The sequence below is a fragment of the Pseudomonas sp. NMI760_13 genome (genome assembly GCF_021283245.1).
In the GTDB taxonomy this organism is placed as follows: Bacteria; Pseudomonadota; Gammaproteobacteria; order Pseudomonadales; family Pseudomonadaceae; genus Aquipseudomonas; species Aquipseudomonas peradeniyensis.
The window spans coordinates 1-25,945 of sequence record NZ_JAJSRC010000010.1; the positions used below are offsets into that span (position 1 = coordinate 1).

At 65.1% G+C, this 25,945-nt stretch carries 22 protein-coding genes; 16 read left to right on the forward strand and 6 right to left on the reverse strand.

Features of this window, described 5'->3' with window-relative positions:
* The first annotated feature begins 284 nt into the window (after positions 1 to 284).
* On the forward strand, positions 285 to 2,696 hold the full coding sequence (locus LU671_RS12765; protein WP_232855831.1) for a TonB-dependent siderophore receptor: 2,412 nt from the start codon (positions 285 to 287) through the stop codon (positions 2,694 to 2,696).
* A 59-nt stretch (positions 2,697 to 2,755) separates the two neighbouring features.
* Here the strand turns inward: LU671_RS12765 and LU671_RS12770 are convergent, their stop codons facing one another.
* The 3 genes from LU671_RS12770 to LU671_RS12780 all read right to left on the reverse strand — a co-directional run bounded on the left by LU671_RS12770 (position 2,756) and on the right by LU671_RS12780 (position 7,642).
* Complete coding sequence (locus tag LU671_RS12770) at positions 2,756 to 3,778, reverse strand: acyltransferase family protein (protein ID WP_269806726.1); 1,023 nt, start codon at positions 3,776 to 3,778, stop codon at positions 2,756 to 2,758.
* Positions 3,779 to 3,998: 220 nt separating this feature from the next.
* Positions 3,999 to 6,998 carry an autotransporter family protein gene (locus LU671_RS12775; protein WP_232855833.1) on the reverse strand — a complete coding sequence of 1,000 codons (3,000 nt, stop codon included), beginning with the start codon at positions 6,996 to 6,998 and terminating at the stop codon, positions 3,999 to 4,001.
* 431 nt (positions 6,999 to 7,429) lie between these two features.
* Positions 7,430 to 7,642 (reverse strand): hypothetical protein, encoded by a 213-nt coding sequence (locus LU671_RS12780; RefSeq protein WP_232855834.1) that lies wholly within the window; start codon positions 7,640 to 7,642, stop codon positions 7,430 to 7,432.
* 17 nt (positions 7,643 to 7,659) lie between these two features.
* Here LU671_RS12780 and LU671_RS12785 point away from each other — a divergent pair, with 17 nt between their 5' ends.
* From LU671_RS12785 to LU671_RS12795, 3 genes are all read left to right on the forward strand, one after another.
* Positions 7,660 to 8,292, forward strand: a complete 633-nt coding sequence (locus tag LU671_RS12785) for a hypothetical protein (RefSeq protein ID WP_232855835.1) — start codon at positions 7,660 to 7,662, stop codon at positions 8,290 to 8,292.
* A 77-nt stretch (positions 8,293 to 8,369) separates the two neighbouring features.
* The gene (locus LU671_RS12790; RefSeq protein WP_232855918.1) at positions 8,370 to 9,077 is read left to right on the forward strand and encodes a winged helix-turn-helix domain-containing protein; all 708 of its coding nucleotides are present in this window, start codon (positions 8,370 to 8,372) and stop codon (positions 9,075 to 9,077) included.
* Positions 9,078 to 10,400, forward strand: a complete 1,323-nt coding sequence (locus LU671_RS12795; RefSeq protein WP_232855836.1) for an ATP-binding protein — start codon at positions 9,078 to 9,080, stop codon at positions 10,398 to 10,400.
* Here the strand turns inward: LU671_RS12795 and LU671_RS12800 are convergent.
* Positions 10,388 to 11,179 (reverse strand): MipA/OmpV family protein, encoded by a 792-nt coding sequence (locus tag LU671_RS12800; protein ID WP_232855837.1) that lies wholly within the window; start codon positions 11,177 to 11,179, stop codon positions 10,388 to 10,390. The two genes, LU671_RS12795 and LU671_RS12800, sit on opposite strands and share 13 nt — an antisense overlap.
* 219 nt (positions 11,180 to 11,398) lie before the next feature.
* On the opposite strand from LU671_RS12800, the gene LU671_RS12805 reads away from it, so the two are divergent.
* The 11 genes from LU671_RS12805 (at position 11,399) to LU671_RS12855 (ending at position 21,950) form a co-directional block, all read left to right on the forward strand.
* Entirely contained in the window at positions 11,399 to 11,713 is a 315-nt protein-coding gene (locus LU671_RS12805; protein WP_232855838.1) for a DUF2388 domain-containing protein, read from the forward strand.
* Between the two features lie 100 nt (positions 11,714 to 11,813).
* Positions 11,814 to 12,428, forward strand: a complete 615-nt coding sequence (locus tag LU671_RS12810; RefSeq protein WP_232855839.1) for a YjfI family protein — start codon at positions 11,814 to 11,816, stop codon at positions 12,426 to 12,428.
* Positions 12,429 to 12,444: 16 nt separating this feature from the next.
* Positions 12,445 to 13,146, forward strand: coding sequence for a PspA/IM30 family protein (locus LU671_RS12815; RefSeq protein ID WP_203647419.1), 702 nt, complete (start codon positions 12,445 to 12,447; stop codon positions 13,144 to 13,146).
* A gap of 291 nt (positions 13,147 to 13,437) precedes the next feature.
* Complete coding sequence (locus tag LU671_RS12820; RefSeq protein ID WP_232855840.1) at positions 13,438 to 14,094, forward strand: DUF2491 family protein; 657 nt, start codon at positions 13,438 to 13,440, stop codon at positions 14,092 to 14,094.
* Between the two features lie 12 nt (positions 14,095 to 14,106).
* Positions 14,107 to 14,532 carry a DUF350 domain-containing protein gene (locus LU671_RS12825; RefSeq protein WP_028692698.1) on the forward strand — a complete coding sequence of 142 codons (426 nt, stop codon included), beginning with the start codon at positions 14,107 to 14,109 and terminating at the stop codon, positions 14,530 to 14,532.
* 25 nt (positions 14,533 to 14,557) lie between these two features.
* Positions 14,558 to 15,310 carry a DUF1190 domain-containing protein gene (locus tag LU671_RS12830; protein WP_203647417.1) on the forward strand — a complete coding sequence of 251 codons (753 nt, stop codon included), beginning with the start codon at positions 14,558 to 14,560 and terminating at the stop codon, positions 15,308 to 15,310.
* Between the two features lie 2 nt (positions 15,311 to 15,312).
* On the forward strand, positions 15,313 to 16,470 hold the full coding sequence (locus LU671_RS12835) for a glutathionylspermidine synthase family protein (RefSeq protein WP_232855841.1): 1,158 nt from the start codon (positions 15,313 to 15,315) through the stop codon (positions 16,468 to 16,470).
* Positions 16,471 to 16,844: 374 nt separating this feature from the next.
* The gene (locus tag LU671_RS12840) at positions 16,845 to 17,330 is read left to right on the forward strand and encodes a formate dehydrogenase subunit gamma (RefSeq protein ID WP_203647415.1); all 486 of its coding nucleotides are present in this window, start codon (positions 16,845 to 16,847) and stop codon (positions 17,328 to 17,330) included.
* Positions 17,324 to 18,868, forward strand: a complete 1,545-nt coding sequence (locus LU671_RS12845) for a formate dehydrogenase beta subunit (protein WP_232855842.1) — start codon at positions 17,324 to 17,326, stop codon at positions 18,866 to 18,868. The genes LU671_RS12840 and LU671_RS12845 overlap by 7 nt, the downstream gene beginning before the upstream one ends.
* Entirely contained in the window at positions 18,865 to 21,741 is a 2,877-nt protein-coding gene (gene fdhF / locus LU671_RS12850; RefSeq protein ID WP_232855843.1) for a formate dehydrogenase subunit alpha, read from the forward strand. Before LU671_RS12845 ends, fdhF begins: the two co-directional genes overlap by 4 nt.
* The gene (locus LU671_RS12855; RefSeq protein ID WP_232855844.1) at positions 21,738 to 21,950 is read left to right on the forward strand and encodes a formate dehydrogenase subunit delta; all 213 of its coding nucleotides are present in this window, start codon (positions 21,738 to 21,740) and stop codon (positions 21,948 to 21,950) included. Before fdhF ends, LU671_RS12855 begins: the two co-directional genes overlap by 4 nt.
* Positions 21,951 to 22,120: 170 nt before the next feature.
* Here the strand turns inward: LU671_RS12855 and LU671_RS12860 are convergent, their stop codons facing one another.
* Positions 22,121 to 22,540 (reverse strand): GNAT family N-acetyltransferase, encoded by a 420-nt coding sequence (locus LU671_RS12860; RefSeq protein WP_203647411.1) that lies wholly within the window; start codon positions 22,538 to 22,540, stop codon positions 22,121 to 22,123.
* Positions 22,541 to 22,701: 161 nt separating this feature from the next.
* On the opposite strand from LU671_RS12860, the gene LU671_RS12865 reads away from it, so the two are divergent.
* On the forward strand, positions 22,702 to 24,516 hold the full coding sequence (locus LU671_RS12865; protein WP_232855845.1) for an ABC transporter ATP-binding protein/permease: 1,815 nt from the start codon (positions 22,702 to 22,704) through the stop codon (positions 24,514 to 24,516).
* A 57-nt stretch (positions 24,517 to 24,573) separates the two neighbouring features.
* Here LU671_RS12865 and LU671_RS12870 read toward each other — a convergent pair whose 3' ends face one another.
* Positions 24,574 to 25,767: an MFS transporter gene (locus LU671_RS12870; protein WP_232855846.1), complete on the reverse strand. Its 1,194-nt coding sequence runs from the start codon at positions 25,765 to 25,767 to the stop codon at positions 24,574 to 24,576.
* Between the last annotated feature and the right edge of the window lie 178 nt (positions 25,768 to 25,945).

Consider the following 25,945-nt stretch of genomic DNA (forward strand, 5'->3'; position numbering starts at 1 on the left):
GGGCTTGCCCCGCGATGCGATGGCGGCCTTGACGCCCTCATCGCGGGGCAAGCCCGCTCCCACGCCTCGAATCCTCCCGCGTCAGGAATCCTCCCCTACCCGGAATCCTCTCGCGCCTCGAATTCTGGGCGATGAAGCAGGTTGAACGCCTGGGAGATTTTTTATCCTGTCACAACATTCGAGAATTTTTCGCATTTGGGGTAGCAGATTTCTCGCGCTGCTTCGGCTCTTGAGGGCGCGCGCTTCAAGCGTGCCCATGCCAACCAGTACAGGAACCCCTTTTCATGTCCGCACGCCGTACCTCGCTAGCCTGCAGCATCCGCCAGGCGACCCTCGCATTGAGCCTGTGCGCTGGCGCATTGGCGACCTCGACCGCCTGGGCCGCCCCGCAGCGCTACGATATCCCGGCCGGCAGCCTGGCCGCTGCGATCAGCCAGTTCGCCGCCGCCAGCGGCGTGACCATCAGTTTCAGCAACGACGAAACCAGCGGGCTGCATTCATCGGGGCTGCAGGGCAGCTTCGAGCTGGAGCAAGGGTTTGCGACGCTGCTGCAGGGCTCCGGGTTGCGGGTGCAGCAGGTGGGCGAAAAGCGCTATGTGCTGAGCAAGGTGCAGAACGACGGCGCCGTCGAGCTGGGTGCGACCAGTGTCGATGCCCTGGGCCTGGGCAGCACCACCGAAGGCACCGGCAGCTACACCACGGGTTCTGCCAGCACCGCGACCGGCCTGCGCCTGTCGGCGCGAGAGACGCCGCAGTCCGTCAGCGTGGTGACCCGTCAGCAGATCGAGGACCAGAACCTCACGGACGTGACCCAGGTGCTCGAGCAGACGCCGGGTGTGGTCGTCGACAGCATGGGGCCGGCCGGTAGCGACGCCAACCATATCTATGTGCGGGGTTTCCAGGTTGGCAGCATCCAGGTCGACGGCGTCAACCGCCCGGATAGCTACGGATTCCGCGATGATCTCGCCGACATGGTGTCGTACGACCGGGTGGAAGTGGTGCGTGGTGCCACCGGCCTGATGTCGGGCACCGGCGATCCCGGTGCCACGGTCAATCTGATTCGCAAGAAGCCGACCGTCGAGACCCAACGCAAACTGACTCTCAAGGCCGGCTCCTGGGACAACTACCGCACCGAGCTGGATGTGTCCGGCAAGCTGTCGGAAAGCGGCCATGTGCGCGGGCGTTTCGTGGCCTCGACCACCGACAGCAAGAGTAATGTCGACCGCCAGTCGCTGGAACGGCAGGTAGCCTACGGCGTGCTGGAATGGGACGTCACCGACAGCACCATGCTGACCGTGGGCGCGGAATACCAGGAGATGGACAACGACGGCGCGGGCAACCACGGTTTTCCGATGTACAACGCCGATGGCAGCCACTTCAACCCGTCACGTTCGTTCAACTCGGCGTCGGACTGGAGCTACCACAAGCGCAGCGCGAAGACCCTGTTCACCACCCTGGAGCACCAGCTGGACAACGGTTGGCAACTGAAGCTGAACGCCGAGCACAGTCGCCGCAGCTATGACGACGCCTTTGCCACCGCCGCCAGCGGCACCGTCAAGCCCGACGGCAGCGGCATCAGCACCTGGACGGGGCGTTGGGCAGGGGACCCGCGGCAGACGTCGTTTGACCTGTCGGCTTCCGGTCCGTTCGAGCTGTTTTCCCGTGAGCACCAGGGGTACCTGGGCGCCAGTCACTACCGCGCCTACTACCGTAACAACGGTTACCCGCTGTGGTCGTTCCAGACCATCGACAACATCCACACCTGGGACGGTTCGCTGGCAATCCCGGCGGCCATCCACACCAAGTCCACGGAGGATGCGCTGGATGAAACCCAGGACGGTTTGGTGGCCTCGGTGCGCTGGAGCCTGACCGATGACCTGGCGCTGATTACCGGTGCGCGGCTGATCGACTGGAAGCGCGACGAAAGCCATACCACCCTGGCAACCGGTGCGACCACGCGCACCTCGCGCAGCGAGACCGGGGTGGTCACGCCCTACGTGGGGCTGATCTACGACTTCGCCGAGAACTGGTCGGCCTACGCCAGCTATACCGCCATCTTCAAGCCGCAGAGCAGGCAGGATGCCAGTGGTGGCTATATCGAACCGCTGGAGGGCGTGAACTACGAACTGGGCATCAAGAGCGAGTTCTGGGACAAGCGCCTGACCACCGCCTTCAGTGTCTTCGAAGTGCAGCAGGACAACCTGGCCGTGGCCGACGGCGACAAGCTGGCACCGGACGGCAACCAGGCCTACCGCGCCGAGTCCGGCACCAAGACCCGTGGTTTCGAGATGGAGGCGGCCGGGCAGATCCTGCCCGACTGGCAAGTTTCCGCCAGCTACACCTATGCCCAGGCCGAGGACGCCGAAGGCAAGCGCCTGCTCACCGAAGTGCCACGCGATACCTTCAAGCTCTTCACCAGCTATCAACTGCAGTCCCTGCCGCAGTTGAAAGTCGGCGGCGGCGTGCGCTGGCAGGGCATGGAGTACAAGAAGAAAGCGGGACCCCATGGCGAGACGTTCACCCAGGACGCCTACAGCGTGGTCGACCTGATGGCGCAGTACGCGTTCACGCCGCAAACCAGCGTTTCGTTGAACCTCAACAACGTGCTGGACGAGAAGTACTACTCGGCGATCGGCGCGCGAGGGTGGTATGGCACCCCGCGTAGTGCCACGGCGACGTTGGTCTACGCGTTCTGACGGAGGCGGCGGGTGGTTCCCATGCGTGGGAGTCACCCGCCAGCTCCGTGGGCGAACACTCAGTTTCCGAGCGCAGGGCTGTCAGTCTGGCGCCTGTCGGTTCGCTTCGCGAGCCTTGCAACCGGTTTTTCCACCAGGTTGAAGCTGATCGCGGAAACCAGGGCTATCAGGGCAAGCGAACCGATCAAGGTCGCGGTTGGAGGCAGATCCGTATTGTTCTGCAATTCCAGCATCAGGCTGAGAATCGGGATATGGCACAAGTAGGTGGAGTACGACCAGTTACCCAGTGCATTCAGCCAGGTCATGTTGTGCAGCAGCCGCTCCTGGGAAATCGCGCAGATGACAATCAGCGCGCAGGGGATTCCCCATTTGAAGGGGTTGTGGGTGGCTTCGCCGAACCTGGCGATGACGAACAGTGCTGTTGCCAGAAGGGCAAGGGCGACCCAGGGCCGGATCGAGTTGAATGTGCCCCGCTGGTGGAGGATGCCGACCGTCACGCCGAAGAGAAACTCATAGACGATCTTGTGCTTGTAGAACTCGAACGCGCCACCCAGTTCCGGCAAGAGTTTGCGCAGCGCAAGGATGCCGAGGAAGAGTGCGGCGATACGATACTTCCCGGGGAGAAACAACGAAGCGAAAAATACGCTGTAGAACATCATTTCGTAGTTGAGCGTCCAGCCGACGGTCACGATCGGGAAATACTCTATGCCGGAGGGGTTCAGGGCCGGTATGAAGAAAATGCTCTTGAGGAAAAACAACGGCTCGAACCCTGTGAAGGGAATGACGCCTGGCAGGCAGATCAGCAACGCTGCGGTAATGGACGTGAATAACCAGTAGGCCGGGACCACGCGAGCGATTCGGTGCTTGGCAAATTCCAGGGGCGTGACAGGTTTCCTGGACACCGACAGGTAGATGACGAATCCACTGATGACAAAGAACAGGTCGACCCCGATGGCACCGTAGCGTTGCAGCGCAACGGATAGCGGGTCCATCAATTTAAAGTTGTAGGTGATCTGCATGTAGTGATGGAACACCACTATCCATGCTGCGATGGCTCGCAGGATCTGTATAGAATTCAGCATTTTTATTGTTGTTCCAACCAAACCTCAATCCTATCAAGGCTCCGCTCGGAAAATCCATTGGCGACCCTGCAAGCCGTGCTTGGCGCATGGGCGGGTCTCCACTGGGAGCCGCGGGATCAATGAGTGACACGTAGCTCCAGGCAGAGAGGGCTTGACCCGTAGCCAAGCTCAGCCCTGCTCCTTCATGTTTCCCACTGTTCGCTTACCCGCAGGGGCGGTCTCAGAACATCATCTGCCACTGCGCCGTCAGCGCCTGGTTGCGACTATCACTGCCCAGCTCGCCGCTGTACCCCAGGTTCAGGCTGTGCCGTGCCGACAGGCCAATCCCCAGCCCGGCCTCGAGCATCAGGCTGTCACGATCCAGCGCGGTGCCTTCGACGCTGAAGGCGCTGCCGCCGGAAACGAAGGCCTGGCGCACCTCACTGTCCACGCTGCCATACACATGCCGCCAGCCGAGGCTGGCCCGTGGCGTCAGGCTGATGCCGTTGTCCAGTTGGCTCAAGTGCGCCAGGCGTACGCCGAAGGTGCTGCTGAAGTTGTCCTGGCTCTGCCCGTCGACGTCCAGCGCGGCGATGCCGCCTTTCTCCCGATAGCTGTCGCGGTGATAGCGCTGGTAGCCGAGGTTGGCGAAGGGCTCGACATTCAGGCGGCCGCTGCCGAGGTTGTAACCCAGCTCGACGAAGGCCTGCTGGCTGTCGGCGTCGTAGTCGCCCTTGGGGCGCTCGCTGAAGCGCTCGAATTCGATGCGCCGCTTGCTGTCGCCGTCGTGCCGGCTGTAGGCGGCGCCCAGGCGCAGGGCCAGCGGGCCGCTTTGGCGCAAGGCATAGAGGCCGGCGTGCCAGCTGTCCAGGGTGCCCTCGTCGGCACCGCTGTCCAGGCGGGTTTTCGAATAGCCGCCCAGCACGCCCAGGCGCCAGGTGTCGTTCAGCGCCCAGTCGACGCCGAGCAGGGTGCCCTGGGTGCGTTGTTCCAGGCCGGCGCTGCCGTGGGCGCCATCCAGTTTGCCGTAGCCGCCGATGCCCTGCAGCCACACCCGGCCACGGGCGTGCGGGTCGTTGAGGTTGCGCAGCTCGCTGGGCACGCCGGTGGCTGCGACGCTCGGGGCCTGCACCGGGTCGAGCGCCAGGGCCAGGCCTGCACCGCTGCCCATCTGGTACATGGCCGCGAGCATGCTCGTGCCGACCTGGGCGCTGCTGCCGAGAATCGCGGCACCGAGGTTGGCGTTGCCGCTGCCGGCCAGTTGCTCCAGGGCCGAACTGGCCGTGGCGGGGCTGGCGTAGAGCAGGGCGCCGTAAACCGGGGTGTTGGGGTCGCTCTCCCACCAGTAGTCGTTCGGTCGGATGCTCTCGGCCAGCCGCTGGCTGTTAGGCGTGGTGGCGTACTCGGTCATCTCCACGTCGTTGCGCGTCAAGGTCATGTTCACGCGGGTGTCGGTATAGCTTAGCTCCGGAGTCAGGAACGCATAGTAAGTATCCTGAACCTGAGCGAAACGGCCGACGACCTGGCCGGCTTCGAGCAAAGTGTAGTGGCTGTGCCATGGCCATGGCGTATCACCGAAATTGGGGGTGATGCGCAGGCTGGCGTCATTGAGGTAGGCGGTGCCGCCCACCCGCAGCGCGCCGCTGCTGCCATCGGGGTTGACGCCGATATCGACGATTGCCTGGTTGCCCAGGGTCAGGTTGCCGATGACCCGGGTGGCGCCTTCGGGCTTGCTGTACAGCGTGCCGTTGACATTGAGATGGCCGACCGAGCCGCCGCCGGCATAGGTGCCCCATTGATCGACATCCACGGTGCCGTTGAGGGCGCCCTGGTTGACCAGGTGCGCGTAGTCGAACACCCGGCTGGTGTCGCTGAAGTCGCCGTGGCTGGTGACGGTCCAGGTTCCGCCCAGAACCTGCAGGGACTCGAAATTGCGGCTGTTGCCAAAACTGCCGCTGCCTGACCAGTCGTATTTGCGCCCCAGCTCCACGGTGTCATGGCCGCTGCCCCCGTCGACGAGGCCTTCGAAGCGGCCCCGTGTGGAGACCTGGAGGAGGTCGTTGCCGCCGCCCAGGTCCAGCGCCAGGCCGTTGTTGCCCCTTATCAGGCCATCGTTGACAAGCCTGTCGTCGAACGCGCCGACGAACTTGACGCCATGGCCGTTCAGTCCCTGGATGGTGCCGACGTTGCTCACCCAGGTGCCGCCCAGCGCCGCGCCATCGCGGTTGCGCGCGCTGCCGATCGTCACGCCGTTGTCAGCGCCGACGATCAGGGCGTCCGGGCCGTTGACCAGCCGGCCGCCGCCGAGTACGACGCCCTCGCTGGTGTTCGCGATGCCGTTGCGATCGAGGCCAGCGGCACCTTCGCCGCGAATCGTGCCACTGTTGGAGACCTCGCCGATGCCGGCGATACGCACGCCATCCCCGTCACCGTAGGCCTGCGCGCCATTGGCGCCACCGACGATCAGTCCACCCTGGTTGAAGACGTTGCTGTCGCCAGACGAATTGAACCCGGCGTCGTTGCGGCCAATGACCGTGCCGAAGGTGCTGAGCGTTCCATTTGCATCGGCGTTGACGCCATGCCGACCGCCATCGATCTGTCCATGGTTGGTGACATAGGTACCGGTTGCGGCGCGCAGGTTGACGCCGTCGAAGCCATCGCTGGAGATCTCGCCGAAATTGTCGATCCTGGCATTCGAGCCCGTGGTCATGCCGTCGGCGGCATAGGCACGAATCACACCGCCGCGTGCGTTGGTGACGTGGGTGGTGTAGTAGCTGCTGCCGACCATTGCATCAAGGTTGATGCCCTGGCCGAAGGCGGAGCTGATAGTGCCGCTGTTGACGATATCCAGGGAGCCGTAGGAGGTGGTGTTGTTGATGCGGATGGCGTCGCCGTTGCCCTGGATCAGCCCGCCAGCGCTGTTGTTTATCTGGTAGTAGCCTGTGGTGTTGGGCAGATCGAGGGTATCAATCGCTCTGGAACCGGTGGAGATTATCGAGCCCGCGTTGTCGATCGAGACCGAGGGGATGTAGCCGTGGTTATTCAATGTCACGGCTTGTCCGTTGGCCACGATGACGCTGCCGGTGCTACCGATGTTCAGCCTGTCGATGTTGCCTAGCTGCTGGGGAACAAAGGTGGGGGTGTCGATGAAATACTCCGCCCCCTGGGCGTGCAGCGAAGCGCCACTGGAAACGACAAGGGCAATCTGCAGGGCAAGACGGTTTTTGCGGGAACGGTGCATTTGAAGTAAACGGTCCATGTTTGCCGGATTCGGATCCGATACTCGTGCTAGCTATTTGCTATTGCAAGCCGCTCTTTTATAAAAAATCGAAATAATTCTCTGATGAGTGAGGCGGGGGCGATCGGACCGGCGGCGAAGGTGATATTGCTGACCGCCCAGCCTTGTTGAAACATCCGGCTAATCCTCGAAAGCACCTGTTACACAGGTGTCCAACCCAGCTAATCCCGTCAAGCCATAGTTCATCCGCACGTGTCATCCGCATCTCGACATGGCTGATGCGCCGCTGGTCGGGTGAATCGACCTGAAGGTGGATTCATTCAGGATTTTGTACGATGATTTTCGTATCGTGAGGAAGGGTCATACCAAAGGGCTTCGGGGCAGTCAGGCGCGCGGTAGTCGCCGCGCTCGAATCCGGGGATTACCTGCACGTCTCACGGGGTGATATCGAGGTCAAGAATCTGCTGGCCATCGGGGAGGTCGGCGCAGGCAAAGTCATCGATATCATCAATGCTTGCGACGGCAGCCACTACAGCAGTAGCCCGCACCACGCCGTGCCGGCCATCGAGGTCCATGTGCTGAAGCGCCGCGGCTGGTACATCAAGTTCTATTTCATCGAACCCCAGACGTGGTTCATCAGCGTTCACCAATGAGTATCCCGACCATGAAGATCCTGTTCGAAGGCGATACCGGCCAGGCCTTGTGCGAGCATTGCCAGGCGCTGGTCGCCATGCATTACACCCGGCGCGATGTGCCCTTCAGCGATGGCCAGGGCATCGCGCGGGATATCCTGGTGGGCGTGTGCGATGGCTGCGACACGGTGGTGGCCATCCCGCCGCAGTCCACCCCGGCGATTCGCGAGGCGCGCAAGCAGCAGCTCAAGTCCATCGAGGCGCGGCTACCGGCGGTCTATCTCGATGTGCTGGATGCGGCGATGCAGGCCGTGTGCAGCGAGGCGGGCGCGCACCTGCGCAAGCTGTTCCTGGCCCATTACTTCCAGTGGCTGGTGCAGGCCCGCCAGGGCATGGGTTTGCAGCCTGGCCACGAGGCCTTCGTGACGGCCCTGGAGGCGCAGCGGCGTCAGCGTGGGTTACAGACATCGGGGGCGACCCGGCGCTTGTCGATGAAGGTCAACGCACACATGGCCGAGGACTTTCTGGCGCTGCTGCAGCAGACCCGGATGAGCCAGACCGAGCTGCTCAAGGCGGTGATTGCGCGGATCCAGATGGACGTGCTCGAAGTGCGCGATCCGCAGGTGATCGAGGGGTTGCAGCGGTTGGTGCGGGTGGCGGGATAGGGCGCGGGCCGACATGGTAGTGACACCTGCGCAAGGGCATAATGCACGCACTTCTCTAAGGACTGGAACGCGTGATGATGGATGGCTCTGGCCCAGGCAAGGTGCTGTTGGTGGAGGACGACGTGAAGCTCTGCGGGCTGATCGCGACCTTCCTGTCGCAACATGGCTTCGAAGTGCGCGAAGTTCATCGCGGCGACCTGGCGCGGCAGGCGTTCGTCGAGTTCCGGCCGTCGATGGTGGTACTCGACCTGATGCTGCCCGGAAAGGATGGCTTGCATGTCTGCCGCGAGATCCGCGCGCTCAGCGACACGCCAATCGTGATCCTCACCGCCCGCGAGGATGACCTGGACCATATCCTGGGCCTGGAGTCCGGTGCCGACGATTATGTGATCAAACCCATCAAGCCACCGGTACTTCTGGCGCGCTTGCGCGCCTTGCAGCGCCGTCATGTGCCACAGGGCAGCACGGGCGGGGCGCTGGAGTTCGGCGAACTGAAAATAGACCCTGTGTGTCGCGAGGTGACCCTGGGGGGCGAGCCGGTCGAGTGCACCACCATGGAGTTCGACCTGCTCCAGCTATTGGCCGGCAATGCCGGGGTGATCCTGTCTCGCGACGATATCCTCAACAAGATGCGCGGCATCGACTTCGATGGCATGAACCGCAGCGTCGATGTGTACATCAGCAAGCTGCGCAGCAAGCTCAACGACACGCCGCGTGAACCGACGCGGATCAAGACCGTCTGGGGCAAGGGCTACCTGTTCAACCCGTTCGCCTGGGAGCGCTAGATGCTGCGCCTGTTCCTGGGCTTGTACCTGATACTGACGGTTGGCCTGGTGGTGGCGCTGCAGACGGTCGAGCATACCTTGGATGCGCTGCTCGCCCCGCAGATGGAGGCGGCCAGTCGCGAGACCTTTCGCGGCACGGTTCACGCGCTGGTCGAACAACTGCGTGGCGTACAGGGCGAGCAGCGCGCACAGCGCCTGGAGCGATTGCGACCTGCCTACGGTCTGGGGCTGGATCTTGTGCGGCGTGACCAGTTGGCGCTGAGCGAGCGTGAATACGCGCAGTTGGCCCAGGGCCAGCTGGTGCTGCGCGAGCAGTACACCCAGCTGTTCAGCCGCATCGATGACGGCGACCAGTTGCTCAGCGTCAAGCTGCCGCGCGAACCCAACTTCATGCCGGTATACATCGGCACGGCCTACCTGATGCTGGCACTGCTGCTGGGGGTGGTGTTGTATTTCTGGGTACGGCCACACTGGCGCGACCTGGAGAAACTGCGCCTGGCCGCCCAGCGCTTCGGCGACAACGACCTGTCGGCGCGTGTGCGCATGCCGCGGCGTTCGAGCATCAGCGATGTGGCGGGGCACTTCGACCTGATGGCCGCGCGTATCGAAGTGCTGATCGCCAACCAGCGCGAAATGACCAACGCGGTTTCACATGAGTTGCGCACACCCATCGCACGCCTGAACTTCGAGCTCGACCAGCTCAGGAAACTGCCGGACCCGGCCAGCGCCCACCAGTTGATCGGCGATATGTACGCCGACCTGGGTGAGCTGGAAGACATGGTGTCCGAGCTGCTGACCTACGCCAGCCTGGAGCACGGAGCGACCGCCATGAGCGTGCAATCGGTCGAAGCCGGCAGTTGGCTGGACAGCGTGATTGCCAGCGTAACCCTGGAAGCCGAGGCCAGCGGCGTGCAGATTCATCTGGCACCGTGTCAGGTCGAGACCTTGAGTATCGAGCCGCGATTCTTGGCCAGGGCCGTGATCAATCTGCTGCGCAACGCCATCCGTTATGCCAAAGGGCATATCCACGTCTCGCTGTCATGCAGCGGCGGTGAGTACCGGCTGCAGGTCGACGATGACGGGCCGGGTGTGCCGGTGGCGGGCAGGGACAGGATTTTCGAACCGTTCTCGCGGCTCGACAGCAGTCGTGACCGGCGTACCGGGGGCTTTGGCCTTGGGCTGGCGCTGGTGCGGCGGGTGGCGCAGTCCCACGGCGGTTACGCGCAGGTGGGCGATGCGGCGGCTGGGGGCGCGTCCTTGCGCATGATCTGGCCTGTCCGGGGCGAGACTGCCCGGACGCCTGAAAAAGGTCAGAAGGTATAGGTCATCTGGGTAACCAGTGAGGTTTGCAGGCGCTTTTCGACCAGAGGGCTATCGCCAGCATCGTCGTTCAGGTAGTCCGCCGCCAGCACGGTCGCCATGTGCCAGTGCTCGTCGAAGGGCATGCTCCAGGACAGCTCGCCACCGCGGCTGATCAGGCCACCACGGGCATCGTGGGCGTGGAACTGGCTGCCTGCGGCCTGGGCCTGGCTTACGCCATACCAGGTGCGCATATAGTCGCCGTCGCCGAACTGACTGTTGACGCTGCCCACCAACTCGCCGATGCGGCCCTTGTACAGTTGCATACCCAGGCTCAGTTTCAGGTGGTTGTAGGCCGAGCCGGTGTCGGGCTTGTCCTTGTCCTGCTCCAGGGCGTGCTCGAAGTTGGCGGCCAGCGTCAATGGGCCGAGGTGGTAGGCAGCGTCGAGCCCCAATTGTGGCCGCGACTTGATCGAACCCATGCCGTCGAGCCTGTCCGAACCTTCGAAGCCGGAGCGATGATCCTTGCGCGCGGTGCTGGCGCCCACTCGCACCCCAAGGTCGAACGTGTCGCCTTCGTGAGCCCAGCCCAGGCCCTTGCTGGTGTCGAGAAAAAAGCCGGCGGGGCTGGTGATGCTGCCACCGAGCAGCGGTGCCGTGGCCCGTTCGCCGGCTCCGCTGTAGCGAGGGGCATTGGCGATGCCGGCGTTCAGGCGATACTGCCAGTCCCCGGCGCGCAGGTCGGTGGCGCACAGCAGCAGGCAAGCGCAGGAGAGGGGCAGCAAACGATTCGATACAGACATGGCGACACTCGATGAGGATTGATGGCGCCATGCTAGGGAGCGGCTCTGCGGCAATCTTTGGCAGCTTTGTCGGGAAACTGTCAAAGACTGTTAACGGTGTCGGGCAAGCTTCTGGGTGATCGGCTTCGCACTTTTTAACAATCCTTTGCAAAGCTCATGAAGTTGCAGCAGGCGCGTCATTGCTAGGGTGCGCTCCCCTCAAGCCACCTCGAGAGTTTCATGAATATCCCGCAGCCGTTCCACCTGCTCGGTCTGTTCGCTTGCCTGCTCACCAGCCAGGCCCAGGCCACCAGTTTCGTGATGACCACTGACATGACCGTCAGCCTGAGCATGAGCGCCAGCAAAGGCACCAGCAGCTCGTTCAAGGATGACAAGATTGTCCTTGCCGCCAAGGATGACGCTGCGGCGTTCGTCGCCAGCGATGGCGCCATTCGCAGTGCGCGCATGGAGGCGGCGTTTACGCGGATTCGCCAGGTGCTGGATGAGCCTGGCGTGTCGGACCGGGCGCTGGCACAGGCGATCCTGGCGCTCTGAGTCATCCGCTTCGTTCTGCCGAGCTGGCTCACATGTGAGACTTGCGAACGTCACAATCCAGGCGTAACGTACCTCACATGTGAGACAAGGACACCCCTCGATGGCAGGCAAGAAAAGCTCCACCGACTACATGCGTGACATGCGCGCCCGGCTCAAGGCCGCGGGCCTGGTCAAGCGTGAGTTGTGGATCCTGCCAGAGCATGCCGCCGCCTTGCGCGGTATCGAGAAGGCTTTACGTCAGCCCCTCACGGGCAAACAGGTCAGAACGGAGGATTTCATGACCGAGCACAACCACTGGACGATCGAATCGCTGCACGGCGCCCTCCAGGGCCTGGAGGATGTACGCGGCGGCGCGATCGGCCTGTCCCTGCAACAGGGCGCCGAACCCAGCCTGAAGCTGGTGATGAACGAACTGGACGGCCTGCCTTTGTACATCGCCGTGGCCGGTGAGCAGATCCTGGTCGACACGCTGCTGGTTGAGGCCAGCCAGGTGAAGGATGCGGCAGCCTTCAACGATGCGGTGCTGCGCACCCGCGATGTCTTCCCGCTGTCGTCGATCGGCCTGCACACGCTGCCCTCGGGCGAGTTGGTGTACACCATGTTCGGTGCCCTGAGCGCGGCCTCGTCGCTGGACAACATCGTCCAGGAGATCCACACCCTGGCCGACAACGTCATCACCGCCGCCGAAGATTTCGAAGACTACTTCACCCACTGATTCCGGAGATTGCCCCATGAGTTTGTTGAGAAAGATCGTCACCGCCCTGCGTGGCGGCGCTTCGGAAGTCGGTGAGGCGATCGTCGACTCCCAGGCCCTGCGCATCCTCGACCAGGAGATCCGCGACGCGGACAACAACCTGATCGATGCGCGCAACCAGCTGGTCAAGATCATGGCCAAGCACAAGACCGCGCAGCAGCGCATCACCGAGTTCGACAAGACCATCGGCGACTGGGAACAGAAAGCCATCGCTGCCCTGGACAAGGGCGAGGAAGGCCTGGCCCACGAATGCGCGGCGCGCATCGCCGACCTGACCAACCAGCGCGATTCCGAGCAGGCGCTGGCCGACCAGTTCGGCGCGTCGGTCGCGACCCTGACCGCCACCGTGAGCAAGACCGAGGCGCAGATCAAGGGCCTCAAGCAGCAGGTGGACCTGGTCAAGGCCCGCGAGAGCGTGCAGCGTGCCCAGGTGAGCGCGGCGTCGGCCACCGGCGGCGCCAATGGCAGCCTGGAAACGGCGGTTGGCTCGCTGGACCGCATCAAGAAGCGTCAGAGCGAGCGTGCTGCCGAGCTGGAAGCGGCGGCGGAGCTGGCGGGCAAGGCTGACGGTAGCGATCTGGAAGCACGCCTGAAGTCGGCCGGAATCGGTGCCAGCAACAGCGGCGCCGATGATGTGCTGGCGCGCTTGAAGGCCAAGGCGGCGAAGCCGGCGGAGTGATCCGCTGAGTGGGCCGGCCTCATCGCGGGGCAAGCCCGCTCCCACGAGTAAAATCTGCACCGGCTTTGTGGGAGCGGGCTTGCCCCGCGATAAGGCCGGCCAGGCTGGCGCAAAACCCTGCCGCAGACCTGTTGGCGGAGCGCACGAAAAGCAGTATCGTGTCGCCCCCGCCAAAGGACTGCCGCGACCCAAGGGATCTACAATGTCGCCTTCTCCCCACAGGCTCTGCCTGTTCGCTTCAGCGCCTGCATTGGCTCCGGTTCCGTCACCCTCTCACCCAGGAGATGCCCCGTGGGTTGGTTGAAACGCTTCATGGGCTTCGAAGCCCCCAAACCTGCCGCCGGCAGCCCGGTCAAAGGCAACCTGCCGTTCGGCCTGGGCAGCGGGCGCATGCTCAAGCTCGACCCTTCGCTCAAGCTGCTGCTCGATGGCCATAGCGAGCTGGAAGTGCCCGGTCAGGAAGTGGTCTGGGCCGTCGGTGAGGTCGACCTCGGCCAGTCGGTGCGCCTGGCGCGCTTCTACATGGAAGACGAGGACTACTGGCTGCAGGTGGTGATGAACGGCGCGTCGGCCGACGATGTGCGCGATATCATCCTGTTCGGCTACTACAGCGTGGTGCCGGTCAGCAGCGACGCCGAACTCAAGCGACTGGTCGGCCCTGAGTCGACCATCGGCCTGCCGTACTACGAGCATGAAGGCTACGAGTTCGTCCGCCAGTGGGGCAGCGAGGAAGGGCAGACCGAGCTGACGCCGATCAGCGAGTGGGTCACCAGCCCCGAAACCAGCTACCGCATCCAGCACCTGTCGATGCTGTATGCCCGCGAAACCGGCCTGACCGATCGCCGCGAATTCCTCCTGTTGTCGGTGGAGGAGGACGAGGACGGCAATGTCAGCCTGACCACTTCGGTGGGTGTCACCCTGCAATCAACGGACTTCAACGTCATCTGACAAGGATTCACCATGCTCGACGCTCTTCGCATGTCGCTCAACGCCCAGGCAGTGATCGGCTTCATCCTCTACATCAGCGTGGCGCTGGTGCTGTTCTGGGTATTCCAGTTCATCTACACGCACCTCACCCCGCACCGCGAGTTCGCCCTGATCCGCGACAACAACAGCGCCGCGGCCATCGCCCTGGGCGGCGCGCTGATCGGCTTCTCGCTGCCGGCCAGCAACATCATCGCCTACAGCGTCAGCCTGCTCGATTTCGTGGTCTGGGTGGTGATCGCCGCGGTGGTGCAGTTGCTCGCCTTCGGCATCACCAGCCTGGTGCTCAAGGGCCTGGCCAGCCGGATCGCCAAGGGCGAGATGGCCGCCGCGATCTACGCCGCCGCCGTGGCGATCAGCGTGGGCTTCCTCAACTCGGCCTGCATGACCCCGTCGGTCTGAGCCGTTTGCGCGCAAGGAGCCCTACATGAGACGAAGTTCCGTCAAGCTGGTGCTGGCCAGCTCCCTGCCGCTGGCGCTTACCGCGTGCAGCGCGCCCGAGGAGACCTACACGGTCAGCAAGCGCAGCAACTACACCACTGTCCAGGCCTGCGTCGATGACAAGATGCCGGTGGATGTGTGTTCCGATGCCTACATGGAGGCGCTGGCCGATCACCGCCGGGTCGCCCCGACCTATGGCGACAAGGCGGCCTGCGAGGCCGATTTCGTGCCGGACTACTGCCAGGTCACCAGCGACGGCCGCTACATGCCGCGCCTGGGTGGGTTCGAGCTGGCGGTGTCGGGCGAAGTGAGCCAGTCGCAGGTCGACGCGGCACGCGCCCAGGTCGAGAACAGCGGCCAGGCCGTCAGCGGTGGCAGCAACTTCAACGGCCTGCTCACCGGCCTGCTGCTCGGTCAGATGATGAGTGGCGGGAGCCGCCAGTACTACTCGCAGCCGGTGTACCAGTACCGCGACAGCCGCGGCGACTACCGCACCACCACCCTCGGCCAGCAGATCGACCAGGGCAAGCGCTTCGAGCGCTCCGACCAGGCCCAGCAGAGTGGCGGCAGCTACAGCAGCTACTACTCCGGCAGCTCCGGCGGTAGCAGTTACAGATCCAAAACCTCGACCCGCTCCAGTGTGTCCTCGTCGATCTCCCGCGGCGGCTTCGGCAGCCAGGCCACTGCGCGCAGCGGCTGGGGCGGCAAGAGCAGCGGCGGCTTCAGCTTCGGCGGTTGAGCATGCGCAAGATCAGCATCGACGAACGCCCGGACTGGCACGCCACCGCCGAACGCGAAGGTTTTTCCTTCCACACCATCGACGGTGAGCGCTACTGGGACGAGCGCGGCTACTACCAGTTCAGCGAGGCCCAGGTCAGCCGTGACCTGGAGGCGCCCACGCAGGAACTGCACGCCATGTGCCTGGATGCGGTCGAGCGCATCGTCGACAGCGAGGCGTTGATGACCCGCCTGGCGATCCCGCCGGCGTTCTTCGACCTGGTGCGCCGTTCGTGGAAAGAGGGGCATCCGCACCTCTACGGGCGCTTCGACTTCAGCTACGACGGCCACGGCCCGGCCAAGCTGATCGAGGCCAACTACGACACGCCGACCTCGCTGTACGAGGCGGCGGCGTTCCAGCTGATCTGGCTGGAGCAGCAGATCGAGCGCGGCGTGCTGCCGGCCCATGCCAGCCAGTTCAACACCCTGGCCGAGGACCTGGTGCGGGCCTTTGGCGCCTTCGAGCGCGAAAGCCCGTTCTACTTCTCGGCCATTGCCGGCTCGGTCGAAGACCGTGGCACCACGGATTTTCTGCGCAAGATGGCCGGGCACGTGGGTATCAGTACCCGGCACATCGATGTGGAGGACATCGGCTTGAACGGCGAGGGGCGTTTCGTCGACCTCGAAGGCCGGCCGATTCCGCGCCTGTTCAAGCTGCATGCCTGGGAGCATATCTTCCACGAGGACTTCGGCCAGGCCATCGCCGGCTGCGATACCCAGTTCGTGGAACCGGCCTGGAAGTCGCTGATCTCCAACAAGGGCATCCTGCCGCTGCTGTGGGAGTGGCACGAAGGGCACCCGAACCTGCTGCCGGCGTTCCTCGACGAAGACCCTCGGCGCCCGGTGCCCAAGGGCTGGGTGCGCAAGCCGTACTTTTCCCGCGAGGGGGCCAACGTGGATATCCGCACCAGCGACGACCAGCGGGTGTTCGAGGACGGTCCCTACGACGATGCGCCGTACATCCTCCAGGGCTTCGCGCCGTTGCCGAAGTTCGGCGACAGCTACACCCTGATCGGCTCCTGGGTGATCGGCGACCTGGCCTCGGGGATCGGCATTCGTGAAGACGACTCGCTGATCACCAAGGACAGCTCGCGCTTCCTGCCCCATGTAGTGCTGGACTGACCGCCTGCGCCCCCCCTGTAGGAGCGGCCTTGTGCCGCGAAAGGGCCGCAAAGCGGCCCCGGCGATCGTTGCATCAATGCTGAAATCCTGGGGCCGCTCCGCGCCCCTTTCGCGGCACAAGGCCGCTCCTACACAGGCCATTCCTCATCCTCCGGTGGTCGGTTTCAGGACGCGCCGGGTCGCCCGCGCACAACCCCCTCGCGCAATAACTGCCATGCTCTGAGGATGCCCGTGGACCGAGCGCAGCAAGACGCCCGGCCAGGGACAACGAGGGTGCCCGGCCTGCCGCCACCGTGACCTGGCCCGCACCGCAGCTGAACACCGCCGGACCGCCGCCCGCCAACGGGCCGCCCCGGGATGCCGAGGTCTGCTGTATGCCTGATGACTTGAACCACCTGCCCCTGATCCAACGCGTCCTGGCCCGTGAGCAGGACACTCCCGGCGCCCTGTTGCCGATCCTCCACGCCATCCAGGCCGGCGCCGGCTACATTCCCGACAGCGCCGTCGCCGAGATCGCCCATGCCCTCAACCTCAGCCAGGCCGAGGTGCGCGGGGTGATCAGCTTCTATCACGATTTCCGTACCACGCCAGCGGCCCGCCATACCCTGCGTCTGTGCCGCGCCGAGTCCTGTCAGAGCCGCGGCGCCGAGGCGCTGGCCGCGCAGTTGCGTGAGCAGCTTGGGTTGGACGACCACGGTCGCACCGAGGATGGCGCGCTCGACCTGCGCCCGGTGTATTGCCTGGGCGCCTGCGCCTGCTCGCCGGCCCTGGAACTCGATGGCCGGCTCCACGCCCGCGTCACCCCCGAACGCCTGCAGGCGTTGGTGGCCGCTTGCCGCGAGGAGGTGAAGGCATGCTGAACCTGTGCATCCCCTGCGATTCGCTGGCCTGTGCCGTCGGTGCCGACCAGGTGGCCGAGGCGTTGACCCGCGAAGCCGCGCAGCGGCGCCTGCCGCTGCATATCAACCGCACCAGCTCCCGTGGTCTGTACTGGCTGGAGCCGCTGGTGGAGCTGGATACCGCCCAAGGCCGCCTGGGCTTCGGGCCGGTCACCCCCGAGGATGTGCCCGGCCTGCTCGACGCCCTGGCGGGCGACCCCGGTAGCCATGCCCTGGCGTTGGGGCCGGTCGAAGCGATTCCCTACCTGAAGTCCCAGCAACGCCTGCTGTTCGCCCGCGCCGGCATCACCCGGCCGCTGTCGCTGGACGACTATCACGCCAACGGCGGCTTTGAAGGCCTGCGCCAGGCCACCCTGCTGGACGGTGACGAAGTGGTCGCCGCGGTGCTCGACTCCGGGTTGCGGGGCAGGGGCGGCGCGGCGTTCCCCGCGGGCATCAAGTGGCGTACCGTGCGCCAGGCAATGGCCGGGCAGAAGTACGTGGTGTGCAACGCCGACGAAGGCGACTCCGGCACCTTCGCCGACCGCATGCTGATGGAGGGCGATCCGTTCCTGCTGATCGAGGGCATGATCATCGCCGGCCTCGCCGTGGGGGCGAGCATGGGCTACATCTATGTGCGCTCGGAATACCCGGATGCCGTGCGTACGCTGAACGAGGCCATCCTGCTGGCCCGCGAGGCCGGCTATCTGGATGTCGCCGGCAACGGCGTGGCCTTCCACCTCGAGGTGCGGGTGGGGGCCGGGGCGTACATCTGCGGCGAGGAAACCGCGCTGCTCGAGTCCCTCGAGGGCAAGCGCGGCATCGTCCGGGCCAAGCCGCCGCTGCCGGCGCTCGAGGGCCTGTTCGGCCAGCCGACCCTGGTGCACAACGTGCTTACCCTGGCCTCGGTGCCGATCATCCTGGCCAGGGGCGCGGCGTTCTACCGCGACTTCGGCATGGGCCGCTCGACGGGTACCTTGCCGTTCCAGCTGGCCGGCAATGTCCGCCATGGCGGCTTGGTGGAGCGCGCCTTCGGCCTGACCCTGCGCGAGCTGGTGGAAGGCTACGGCGGCGGCACCGCCAGTGGCCGGCCGATCAAGGCGGCGCAGGTCGGCGGCCCGCTGGGCGCCTGGGTGCCGCCCGCACAGTTCGACACCCCGTTGGACTATGAGGCTTTCGCCGCCCTGGGCGCGATGCTCGGCCACGGTGGCGTGGTGCTGGCCGACGACACCCTGAACATGGCGGGCATGGCCCGCTTCGCCCTGCAGTTCTGCGCCGAGGAATCCTGTGGCAAGTGCACGCCGTGCCGGATCGGCTCGACCCGTGGCGTGGAGGTGGTCGACCGCTTGATCGCGAGTACCGACCCGGCCTACCGCGCGAGCCAGGCCGGCCTGCTGCGCGACCTGTGCGACACGATGCAATACGGCTCGCTGTGCGCCATGGGCGGGATGACCCCGTACCCCGTGGTCAGCGCGCTCAAGCACTTCCCCGCCGATTTCGGCCTGGAGGCCGCGCAATGATCAACTACTTCGACCCCCGCAGCGATATCGACCTGGGCACCCCGGAGCGGGTCAACGACGTGCAGGTCAGCCTGGTCATCGATGGCCGTTCGATCAGCGTGCCCGGCGGCACCTCGGTGATGCGCGCCGCCGCCTTGCTCGGCACCAGCATTCCCAAACTGTGCGCCACCGACAGCCTCGAGGCCTTCGGCTCGTGCCGTATGTGCATGGTCGAGATCGACGGCATGCGCGGCTACCCGGCCTCGTGCACCACGCCGGTCAGCGAAGGCATGGTGGTGCGCACCCAGACACCGCGCCTGGCCGACCTGCGGCGCAACGTGATGGAGCTGTACATCTCCGACCACCCGCTGGACTGCCTGACCTGCTCGGCCAACGGCAACTGTGAGCTGCAGACCGTCGCCGGCCAGGTCGGCCTGCGCGAGGTGCGCTACGGCTATGACGGCGCCAATCACCTGAGCGAACAGAAGGACGTGTCCAACCCGTACTTCGACTACGAGCCGAGCAAGTGTATCGTCTGCAACCGCTGCGTGCGGGCCTGTGAGGAGATCCAGGGCACCTTCGCCCTGACCATCATCGGGCGTGGCTTCGACTCGCGGGTGGCGGCGGCCGGCGGCGACGATTTCCTCAGTTCCGAATGCGTGTCCTGCGGCGCCTGCGTGCAGGCCTGCCCGACCGCCACCCTGAGCGAGAAGAGCCTGGTTCAGCTGGGCCAGCCCGAGCGGGCGGTGATCACCACCTGTGCCTACTGTGGCGTGGGTTGCTCGTTCCGCGCCGAGATGAAGGGCGAGCAACTGGTGCGCATGGTCCCGGACAAGAACGGCGGCGCCAACCATGGCCATGCCTGCGTCAAGGGGCGTTTCGCCTGGGGCTACGCGACCCACCCGGACCGCATCACCAAACCGATGATCCGCAAGCGCCTGGAAGACCCGTGGCAGGAGGTCAGCTGGGACGAGGCGGTGACCTATGCCGCCAGCGAGTTCCGGCGGATCCAGCTCAAGTACGGGCGCGATTCCATCGGTGGCATCACCTCCAGCCGCTGCACCAACGAAGAGGCGTACCTGGTACAGAAGCTGGTGCGCACGGCCTTCGGCAACAACAACGTCGACACCTGCGCGCGGGTCTGCCATTCGCCGACCGGCTACGGCCTGAAGCAGACCCTGGGCGAGTCCGCCGGCACCCAGAGCTTCGACTCGGTGATGCAGGCCGACGTGGTGCTGGTGATCGGTGCCAATCCCACCGACGCGCACCCGGTGTTCGGCTCACAGCTCAAGCGTCGCCTGCGCCAGGGCGCCCGGCTGATCGTCATCGACCCGCGCCGCATCGACCTGGTCGATTCGCCCCACGCCCGCGCCGAGCTGCACCTGCAACTGCGACCGGGCACCAACGTGGCCATGCTCAACGCCCTGGCCCATGTGATTGTCACCGAAGGCCTGCTGGCCCAGCACTTCATCGACGCCCGCTGCGAGACCGAGGACTTTGCCCGCTGGCGCGATTTTGTCGCCCAGCCCGACAACGCCCCTGAAGTGCTCGGCCCGGTGTGCGGCGTGCCCGCCGAGCAGATCCGCGCCGCCGCCCGGCTCTACGCCACCGGCGGCAACGCGGCAATCTACTACGGCCTGGGCGTGACCGAGCACAGCCAGGGCAGCACCGCGGTGATGGGCATCGCCAACCTGGCCATGGCCACTGGCAACATCGGCCGCGAAGGGGTTGGGGTGAACCCGCTGCGCGGGCAGAACAACGTGCAGGGCTCATGCGACATGGGCTCGTTCCCTCACGAGCTGCCCGGCTACCGGCATATCTCCAACGAAAGTGTGCGCGCCGAGTTCGAGCAGGCCTGGGGCGTGACCTTGCAACCTGATCCGGGGCTGCGCATTCCCAACATGTTCGAGGCCGCGCTGGACGGCAGCTTCAAGGCGCTGTACTGCCAGGGCGAGGACATCGCCCAGAGCGACCCCAACACCCAGCATGTCACGGCCGCGCTGCTGGCGATGGAGTGCGTGGTGGTGCAGGACATCTTCCTCAACGAGACCGCCAAGTTCGCCCATGTGTTCCTGCCGGGCAGCTCGTTCCTGGAGAAGGACGGCACCTTTACCAACGCCGAGCGGCGCATCTCGCGGGTGCGCAAGGTGATGGAGCCGCTGGCCGGCAAGGCCGACTGGGAGGCCACCGTGGCCCTGGCCGGTGCTTTGGGTTACCCCATGCAATACCGTCATCCCTCCGAGATCATGGACGAGATCGCCCGCCTGACCCCGACCTTCCGCCGGGTCAGCTATGCCGAACTCGACCGCCACGGCAGCCTGCAATGGCCGTGCAACGACGCCGCGCCCGACGGCACGCCGACCATGCACATCGACCAGTTCGTGCGCGGCAAGGGGCGCTTCATGCTCACCGGCTACGTGCCCACCGACGAGAAGGTCAACAGCCGCTACCCGCTACTGCTGACCACCGGGCGTATCCTCAGCCAGTACAACGTCGGCGCGCAGACCCGGCGCACCGACAACGTCGCCTGGCACGACGAGGACCGCCTGGAGATCCATCCCAGCGATGCCGAGAGTCGGGGTATCAGCGACGGTGACTGGGTGGGTATCGGCAGTCGCTCCGGGCAGAGTGTGCTGCGCGCCAGGGTCAGCGGCCGGGTGGCGCCGGGGGTGGTGTACACCACCTTCCACTTCCCCGAGTCCGGCGCCAACGTGATCACCACCGACAACTCCGACTGGGCCACCAACTGCCCGGAATACAAGGTCACTGCGGTGGAAGTGGCAAAGGTGTTCCAGCCGTCGGAATGGCAGAAGCGCTACCAGCGCTTCAGTGACGAGCAGCGCAGGTTGCTCAAGGAGCGGCGGCAGGCCGAAGCGGCGGAGGTGCGCCGATGAGCAGTGACAATCTGGTGAAGATGGCCAACCAGATCGCCCATTACTTCGACAGCGAGCCGGATCACGCCAAGGCGGTGCAGGGAGTCAGGCAGCATCTGCAGAGCTTCTGGACGCCGGCGATGCGCCGGCAGTTGGGTGAACGGCTGCAGGCCGAGGGCGGCGAGGGGCTGGATGTGTTGGTGCGCGAGGCACTTCAGCCGGTGGTTTGATTGCGCAATTCACGCCTGCCCCTGTAGGAGCGGCCTTGTGCCGCGAAAGGGCCGCAAAGCGGCCCCAGGATTTCAGCGTTGACGCTGCAATCGCCGGGGCCGCTACGCAGCCCTTTCGCGGCACAAGGCCGCTCCTACAGAGGGGCGCGATAGGGCCCTGGAACGCTGGCTCAATCGCATCGCCAGAAATAGACCTGCTCCGGGTCCCCTTCGTCGAGGTGCTCGACAACGCCGCTCTCGACAAAGCCCCGGCGCTCCAGCAAGCGGCGCATCGGGCCATTGGAGCGGTTGGTCGAGGTGAACAGCTTCTGTCCCGTGCAGTCGGCCTGTATGCGGGCCAGCAGCGCGGCTCCCAGCCCACTGCGCCGATGGCCCTGGCCGACCATCAGCATCTCGATGAACGGGCAACCGAAGAAGTGTTGGTGCATCACCGTATAGGCGGCCACCTTGCCCTGTACCTCGGCCACCAGGCAATGGTACTGCCCGAGCCAGTCGGCAATCTGTTCGGCACGCTGCGGGTCCTGGCGGACGACGCTGTCGATGGCGATCAGGGCGGGTAGATCCTGTAGTCCGGCAAGGCGAATGTTCATGGCTTGGTTCTGCAGTGGCGGTGCCGCGATTATCCGCGCCCGGACAAGTCATGCACAGACGTTGTTGCAGCGCATGGCCTGGATGAAATATCCGTAATGTTTGCAGGGTTATTGCAGGTCCGGTGCTACGCTCGCAACAACATCCTCTATGGAAGCGCACCATGGACATGAACTGGCACCAGGCCCTGCAAGAGAGTTTGAGCTGGCTGGCAATCGCCTCGTTGGTCACCCTTGTCTGCTTCACCTTTACCGCCTTGCTGGCGGTGCGCTACACCCGCTGGGGGGCGCAGTTCTGGCAACTGGCCGGGCCCTATTTCAGCTTGCGCCGCAGTTGGCGACCGTTGCTGGCCTTCGCCCTGCTGCTGGTCCTGACGCTGTTCGCGGTGCGCCTGAACGTGCTGTTCTCGTTCTGGTACAACGGCTTCTACAGCGCCTTGCAGGCACTGGACCAGACCGCGTTCTGGTACCTGCTCGGGGTGTTCGCGGTGCTGGCGACCATCCATGTACTGCGCTCGCTGTTCGCCTTCTACGTCACCCAGGCGTTCAACATCCGCTGGCGGGTGTGGCTCACCGAGCGCCTGACCGCCGACTGGATGCACGGCGATGCCTACTACCGTGGGCAGTTCCTTGCCGAGCCGGTGGACAACCCCGACCAGCGTATCGAACTGGATGTGAACGCCTTCGTCAGCGGCTCCGTGTCGCTGGCGCTGGGGGCGGTCAGCGCGCTGGTGTCGCTGGTGGCCTTTACCGGCATTCTCTGGGGCCTGTCGGCGCCGCTTGAAGTGGCCGGCGTCGAAGTCCCCCGGGCGATGGTGTTCGCCGTGTATGTCTATGTGCTGGTCGCCACCTGGATCGCCTTCCGCCTCGGCCAGCCGCTGATCCGCCTGAACTTCCTCAACGAGAAACTCACCGCCAACTTCCGCTACGCCTTGATGCGCCTGCGCGAGAACGCCGAGAACATCGCCTTCTACCAGGGCGCGCAGGTGGAGCGGGGCACCTTGCTCGGGCGCTTCTTCGCGCTGATCGGCAACGCCTGGGCGCTGGTGTTTCGAAACCTCAAGTTCAGCGGCTTCAACCTGGGCGTCAGCCAGGTGGCGGTGGTGTTCCCGTTCATCCTCCAGGCGCCGCGCTTTTTCAGCGGCGCGATCAAGCTCGGCGACGTGATGCAGACCGCACAGGCGTTTGGCCAGGTGCAGGATTCGCTGTCGTTCTTCCGGGAGTCCTACGACACCTTTGCCCAGTACCGCGCCACCCTCGATCGCCTGACAGGCTTTCTCGATGCCAACCAGCAGGCCAGCGCCTTGCCACGCGTGGCCACCGTGGATCAGGCTCATGGATTGGGGATTCAGGGCTTGCAGGTGCGACGCCCCGATGGCCATGCGTTGATCGCTGATCTCGATCTAAGCCTGCATAGCGGTCAGGCGCTACTGATCAAAGGGCCTTCGGGCAGCGGCAAGACCACCTTGCTGCGCGCCCTGGCGGGCCTGTGGCCTTATGCCGAGGGCGAGGTCAGGCGACCGCTGGGGGCGCAGGCGCTGTTCCTCTCGCAGCGCCCGTACCTGCCGTTGGGCGACCTGCGCACCGCCATCGCCTATCCGGCACAGCGCGTGCCCGGTGACGATGCGCGCATGCAGCAGGCCTTGCGCCAGGTCAATCTCGCCCATCTGGCCGAACGGTTGGACGAGCAGCGCGACTGGTCGCGGATCCTGTCGCTGGGCGAACAGCAGCGCCTGGCGTTCTCCCGGGTACTGTTCAACCGGCCGCAGGTGGTGTTCCTCGACGAGTCCACCTCGGCGATGGATGAAGGGCTGGAGCATGCGCTGTATTCGCTGCTGCGCGCAGAGTTGCCGGCGACGCTGCTGGTCAGTGTCGGGCACCGCAGTACCTTGGCGGGATTCCACTCCCACCGCCTGGAGGTGGACGGGCAGGGGGGATGGTCGTTGCTGGAGCAGCAGCCGGCAGCCATGACCCTGTAGGAGCGGGCTTGCCCCGCGATGGCGTCAGGTCAGGCAATGAAGTTGTTCCTGCCGGCCTCATCGCGGGGCAAGCCCGCTCCCACGATCAGCCATGAACCACAAACCTGCCATTGTGGTAGCGGCGAACACGCCCCCCGCCATGAACGTCGCCTGATACCCCACCCAGTCCCACAGCCCTCCGGCCAGCACACTGGCCACCAGCAACGCCAACCCTGTCACCAGGTTGAACACGCCGAATGCGGTCCCCCGCAGATCCTCGGGTGCACTGTCGGCGATCAAGGCGCTGAACACGCCTTGGGTAAACCCCATGTGCAGCCCCCACAGGATCACGCCCAGGGCCAGGCCGGGCAGGCCCGGCAACCAGGCCAGCAGCAGATCGGCCAGCACCAGCAGGGCCAGCCCGATCATCAACACACCCCGTCGCCCGACCTTGTCGGAGAGTGCCCCGGCAGGATAGGCCGACAGTGAATACGCCAGCGACATCAATACCAGCACCGCTGGCGCCCACAAGGCGGCAAGGCCAAGCGCCTGGCCGCGCAGCAGCAGAAATGCTTCGCTGAAGCGCGCCAGGGTGAACAGCGTGGCCAGGATGACCAGGCGCCAGTAACCGTTGCCCAGCCGGGCCAGCTCGCGAAATGCCAGGGGCGCAGCCACTGTGCCGACTGCTGCAGGTTTTTCGGGCTCGCGGACGAAGGCAACCAGCACATAGAGCGCCATGAACGCCGGAATCACCGCCACCCAGAACACCGTCTGGAAATGGCTGGCGGTCAGCCACATCAACAGGATTGCCAGCAATGGCCCGAGAAACGCCCCGACCGTATCCAGCGCCTGGCGCAGGCCGAAGGCCGCGCCGCGCAGCTCGGCGGGGGTGACATCGGCGATCAGCGCATCCCTAGGCGCGCCGCGGATGCCCTTGCCGACGCGGTCGACGAAGCGCGCCGCGGTCAGCCATTCCAGCCCGGGGGCCAGCGGGAACACCGGCTTGGTCACGGCGGCCAGGCCGTAGCCGATCACCGTCAGCAGCTTGCGCTTGCCCAAGCGGTCGCTGAGGGCGCCGGAGAACACCTTGGTGATCGCCGCCGTCGCCTCGGCGATGCCTTCGATCAGGCCCACGGCCAGCACCGAGGTGCCGAGCACGGTGACCATGTACAGCGGGAGCAGGGCGTGGATCATCTCGGAGGAGATGTCCATCAGCAACGAGACGAAGCCTAAAGCCCAGACGCTGCGGGGGATGGGGCTGTGGTTGGGCATGGTGCTCTCGAGGGTGGCGTCGAGTTCACTGTAGCCGAGCCATACGCAAGTCCTGGTAGGAGCGGCCTTGTGCCGCGAAAGGGCTGCGGAGCAGCCCCGGGATTTCAGCGTTGATGCACAGATTGCCGGGGCCGCTTTGCGGCCCTTTCGCGGCACAAGGCCGCTCCTACAGGGCCCG

Coding starts and splice junctions, on each gene's coding strand:
- LU671_RS12765 (WP_232855831.1), top strand. CDS start 285: ATGTCCGCACGCCGTACCTCGCTAGCCTGCAGCATCCGCCAGGCGACC.
- LU671_RS12770 (WP_269806726.1), bottom strand. CDS start 3,778: ATGCTGAATTCTATACAGATCCTGCGAGCCATCGCAGCATGGATAGTG.
- LU671_RS12775 (WP_232855833.1), bottom strand. CDS start 6,998: ATGCACCGTTCCCGCAAAAACCGTCTTGCCCTGCAGATTGCCCTTGTC.
- LU671_RS12785 (WP_232855835.1), top strand. CDS start 7,660: ATGAAGATCCTGTTCGAAGGCGATACCGGCCAGGCCTTGTGCGAGCAT.
- LU671_RS12790 (WP_232855918.1), top strand. CDS start 8,370: ATGGATGGCTCTGGCCCAGGCAAGGTGCTGTTGGTGGAGGACGACGTG.
- LU671_RS12795 (WP_232855836.1), top strand. CDS start 9,078: ATGCTGCGCCTGTTCCTGGGCTTGTACCTGATACTGACGGTTGGCCTG.
- LU671_RS12800 (WP_232855837.1), bottom strand. CDS start 11,179: ATGTCTGTATCGAATCGTTTGCTGCCCCTCTCCTGCGCTTGCCTGCTG.
- LU671_RS12805 (WP_232855838.1), top strand. CDS start 11,399: ATGAATATCCCGCAGCCGTTCCACCTGCTCGGTCTGTTCGCTTGCCTG.
- LU671_RS12810 (WP_232855839.1), top strand. CDS start 11,814: ATGGCAGGCAAGAAAAGCTCCACCGACTACATGCGTGACATGCGCGCC.
- LU671_RS12815 (WP_203647419.1), top strand. CDS start 12,445: ATGAGTTTGTTGAGAAAGATCGTCACCGCCCTGCGTGGCGGCGCTTCG.
- LU671_RS12825 (WP_028692698.1), top strand. CDS start 14,107: ATGCTCGACGCTCTTCGCATGTCGCTCAACGCCCAGGCAGTGATCGGC.
- LU671_RS12830 (WP_203647417.1), top strand. CDS start 14,558: ATGAGACGAAGTTCCGTCAAGCTGGTGCTGGCCAGCTCCCTGCCGCTG.
- LU671_RS12835 (WP_232855841.1), top strand. CDS start 15,313: ATGCGCAAGATCAGCATCGACGAACGCCCGGACTGGCACGCCACCGCC.
- LU671_RS12840 (WP_203647415.1), top strand. CDS start 16,845: ATGCCTGATGACTTGAACCACCTGCCCCTGATCCAACGCGTCCTGGCC.
- LU671_RS12845 (WP_232855842.1), top strand. CDS start 17,324: ATGCTGAACCTGTGCATCCCCTGCGATTCGCTGGCCTGTGCCGTCGGT.
- fdhF (WP_232855843.1), top strand. CDS start 18,865: ATGATCAACTACTTCGACCCCCGCAGCGATATCGACCTGGGCACCCCG.
- LU671_RS12855 (WP_232855844.1), top strand. CDS start 21,738: ATGAGCAGTGACAATCTGGTGAAGATGGCCAACCAGATCGCCCATTAC.
- LU671_RS12860 (WP_203647411.1), bottom strand. CDS start 22,540: ATGAACATTCGCCTTGCCGGACTACAGGATCTACCCGCCCTGATCGCC.
- LU671_RS12865 (WP_232855845.1), top strand. CDS start 22,702: ATGGACATGAACTGGCACCAGGCCCTGCAAGAGAGTTTGAGCTGGCTG.
- LU671_RS12870 (WP_232855846.1), bottom strand. CDS start 25,767: ATGCCCAACCACAGCCCCATCCCCCGCAGCGTCTGGGCTTTAGGCTTC.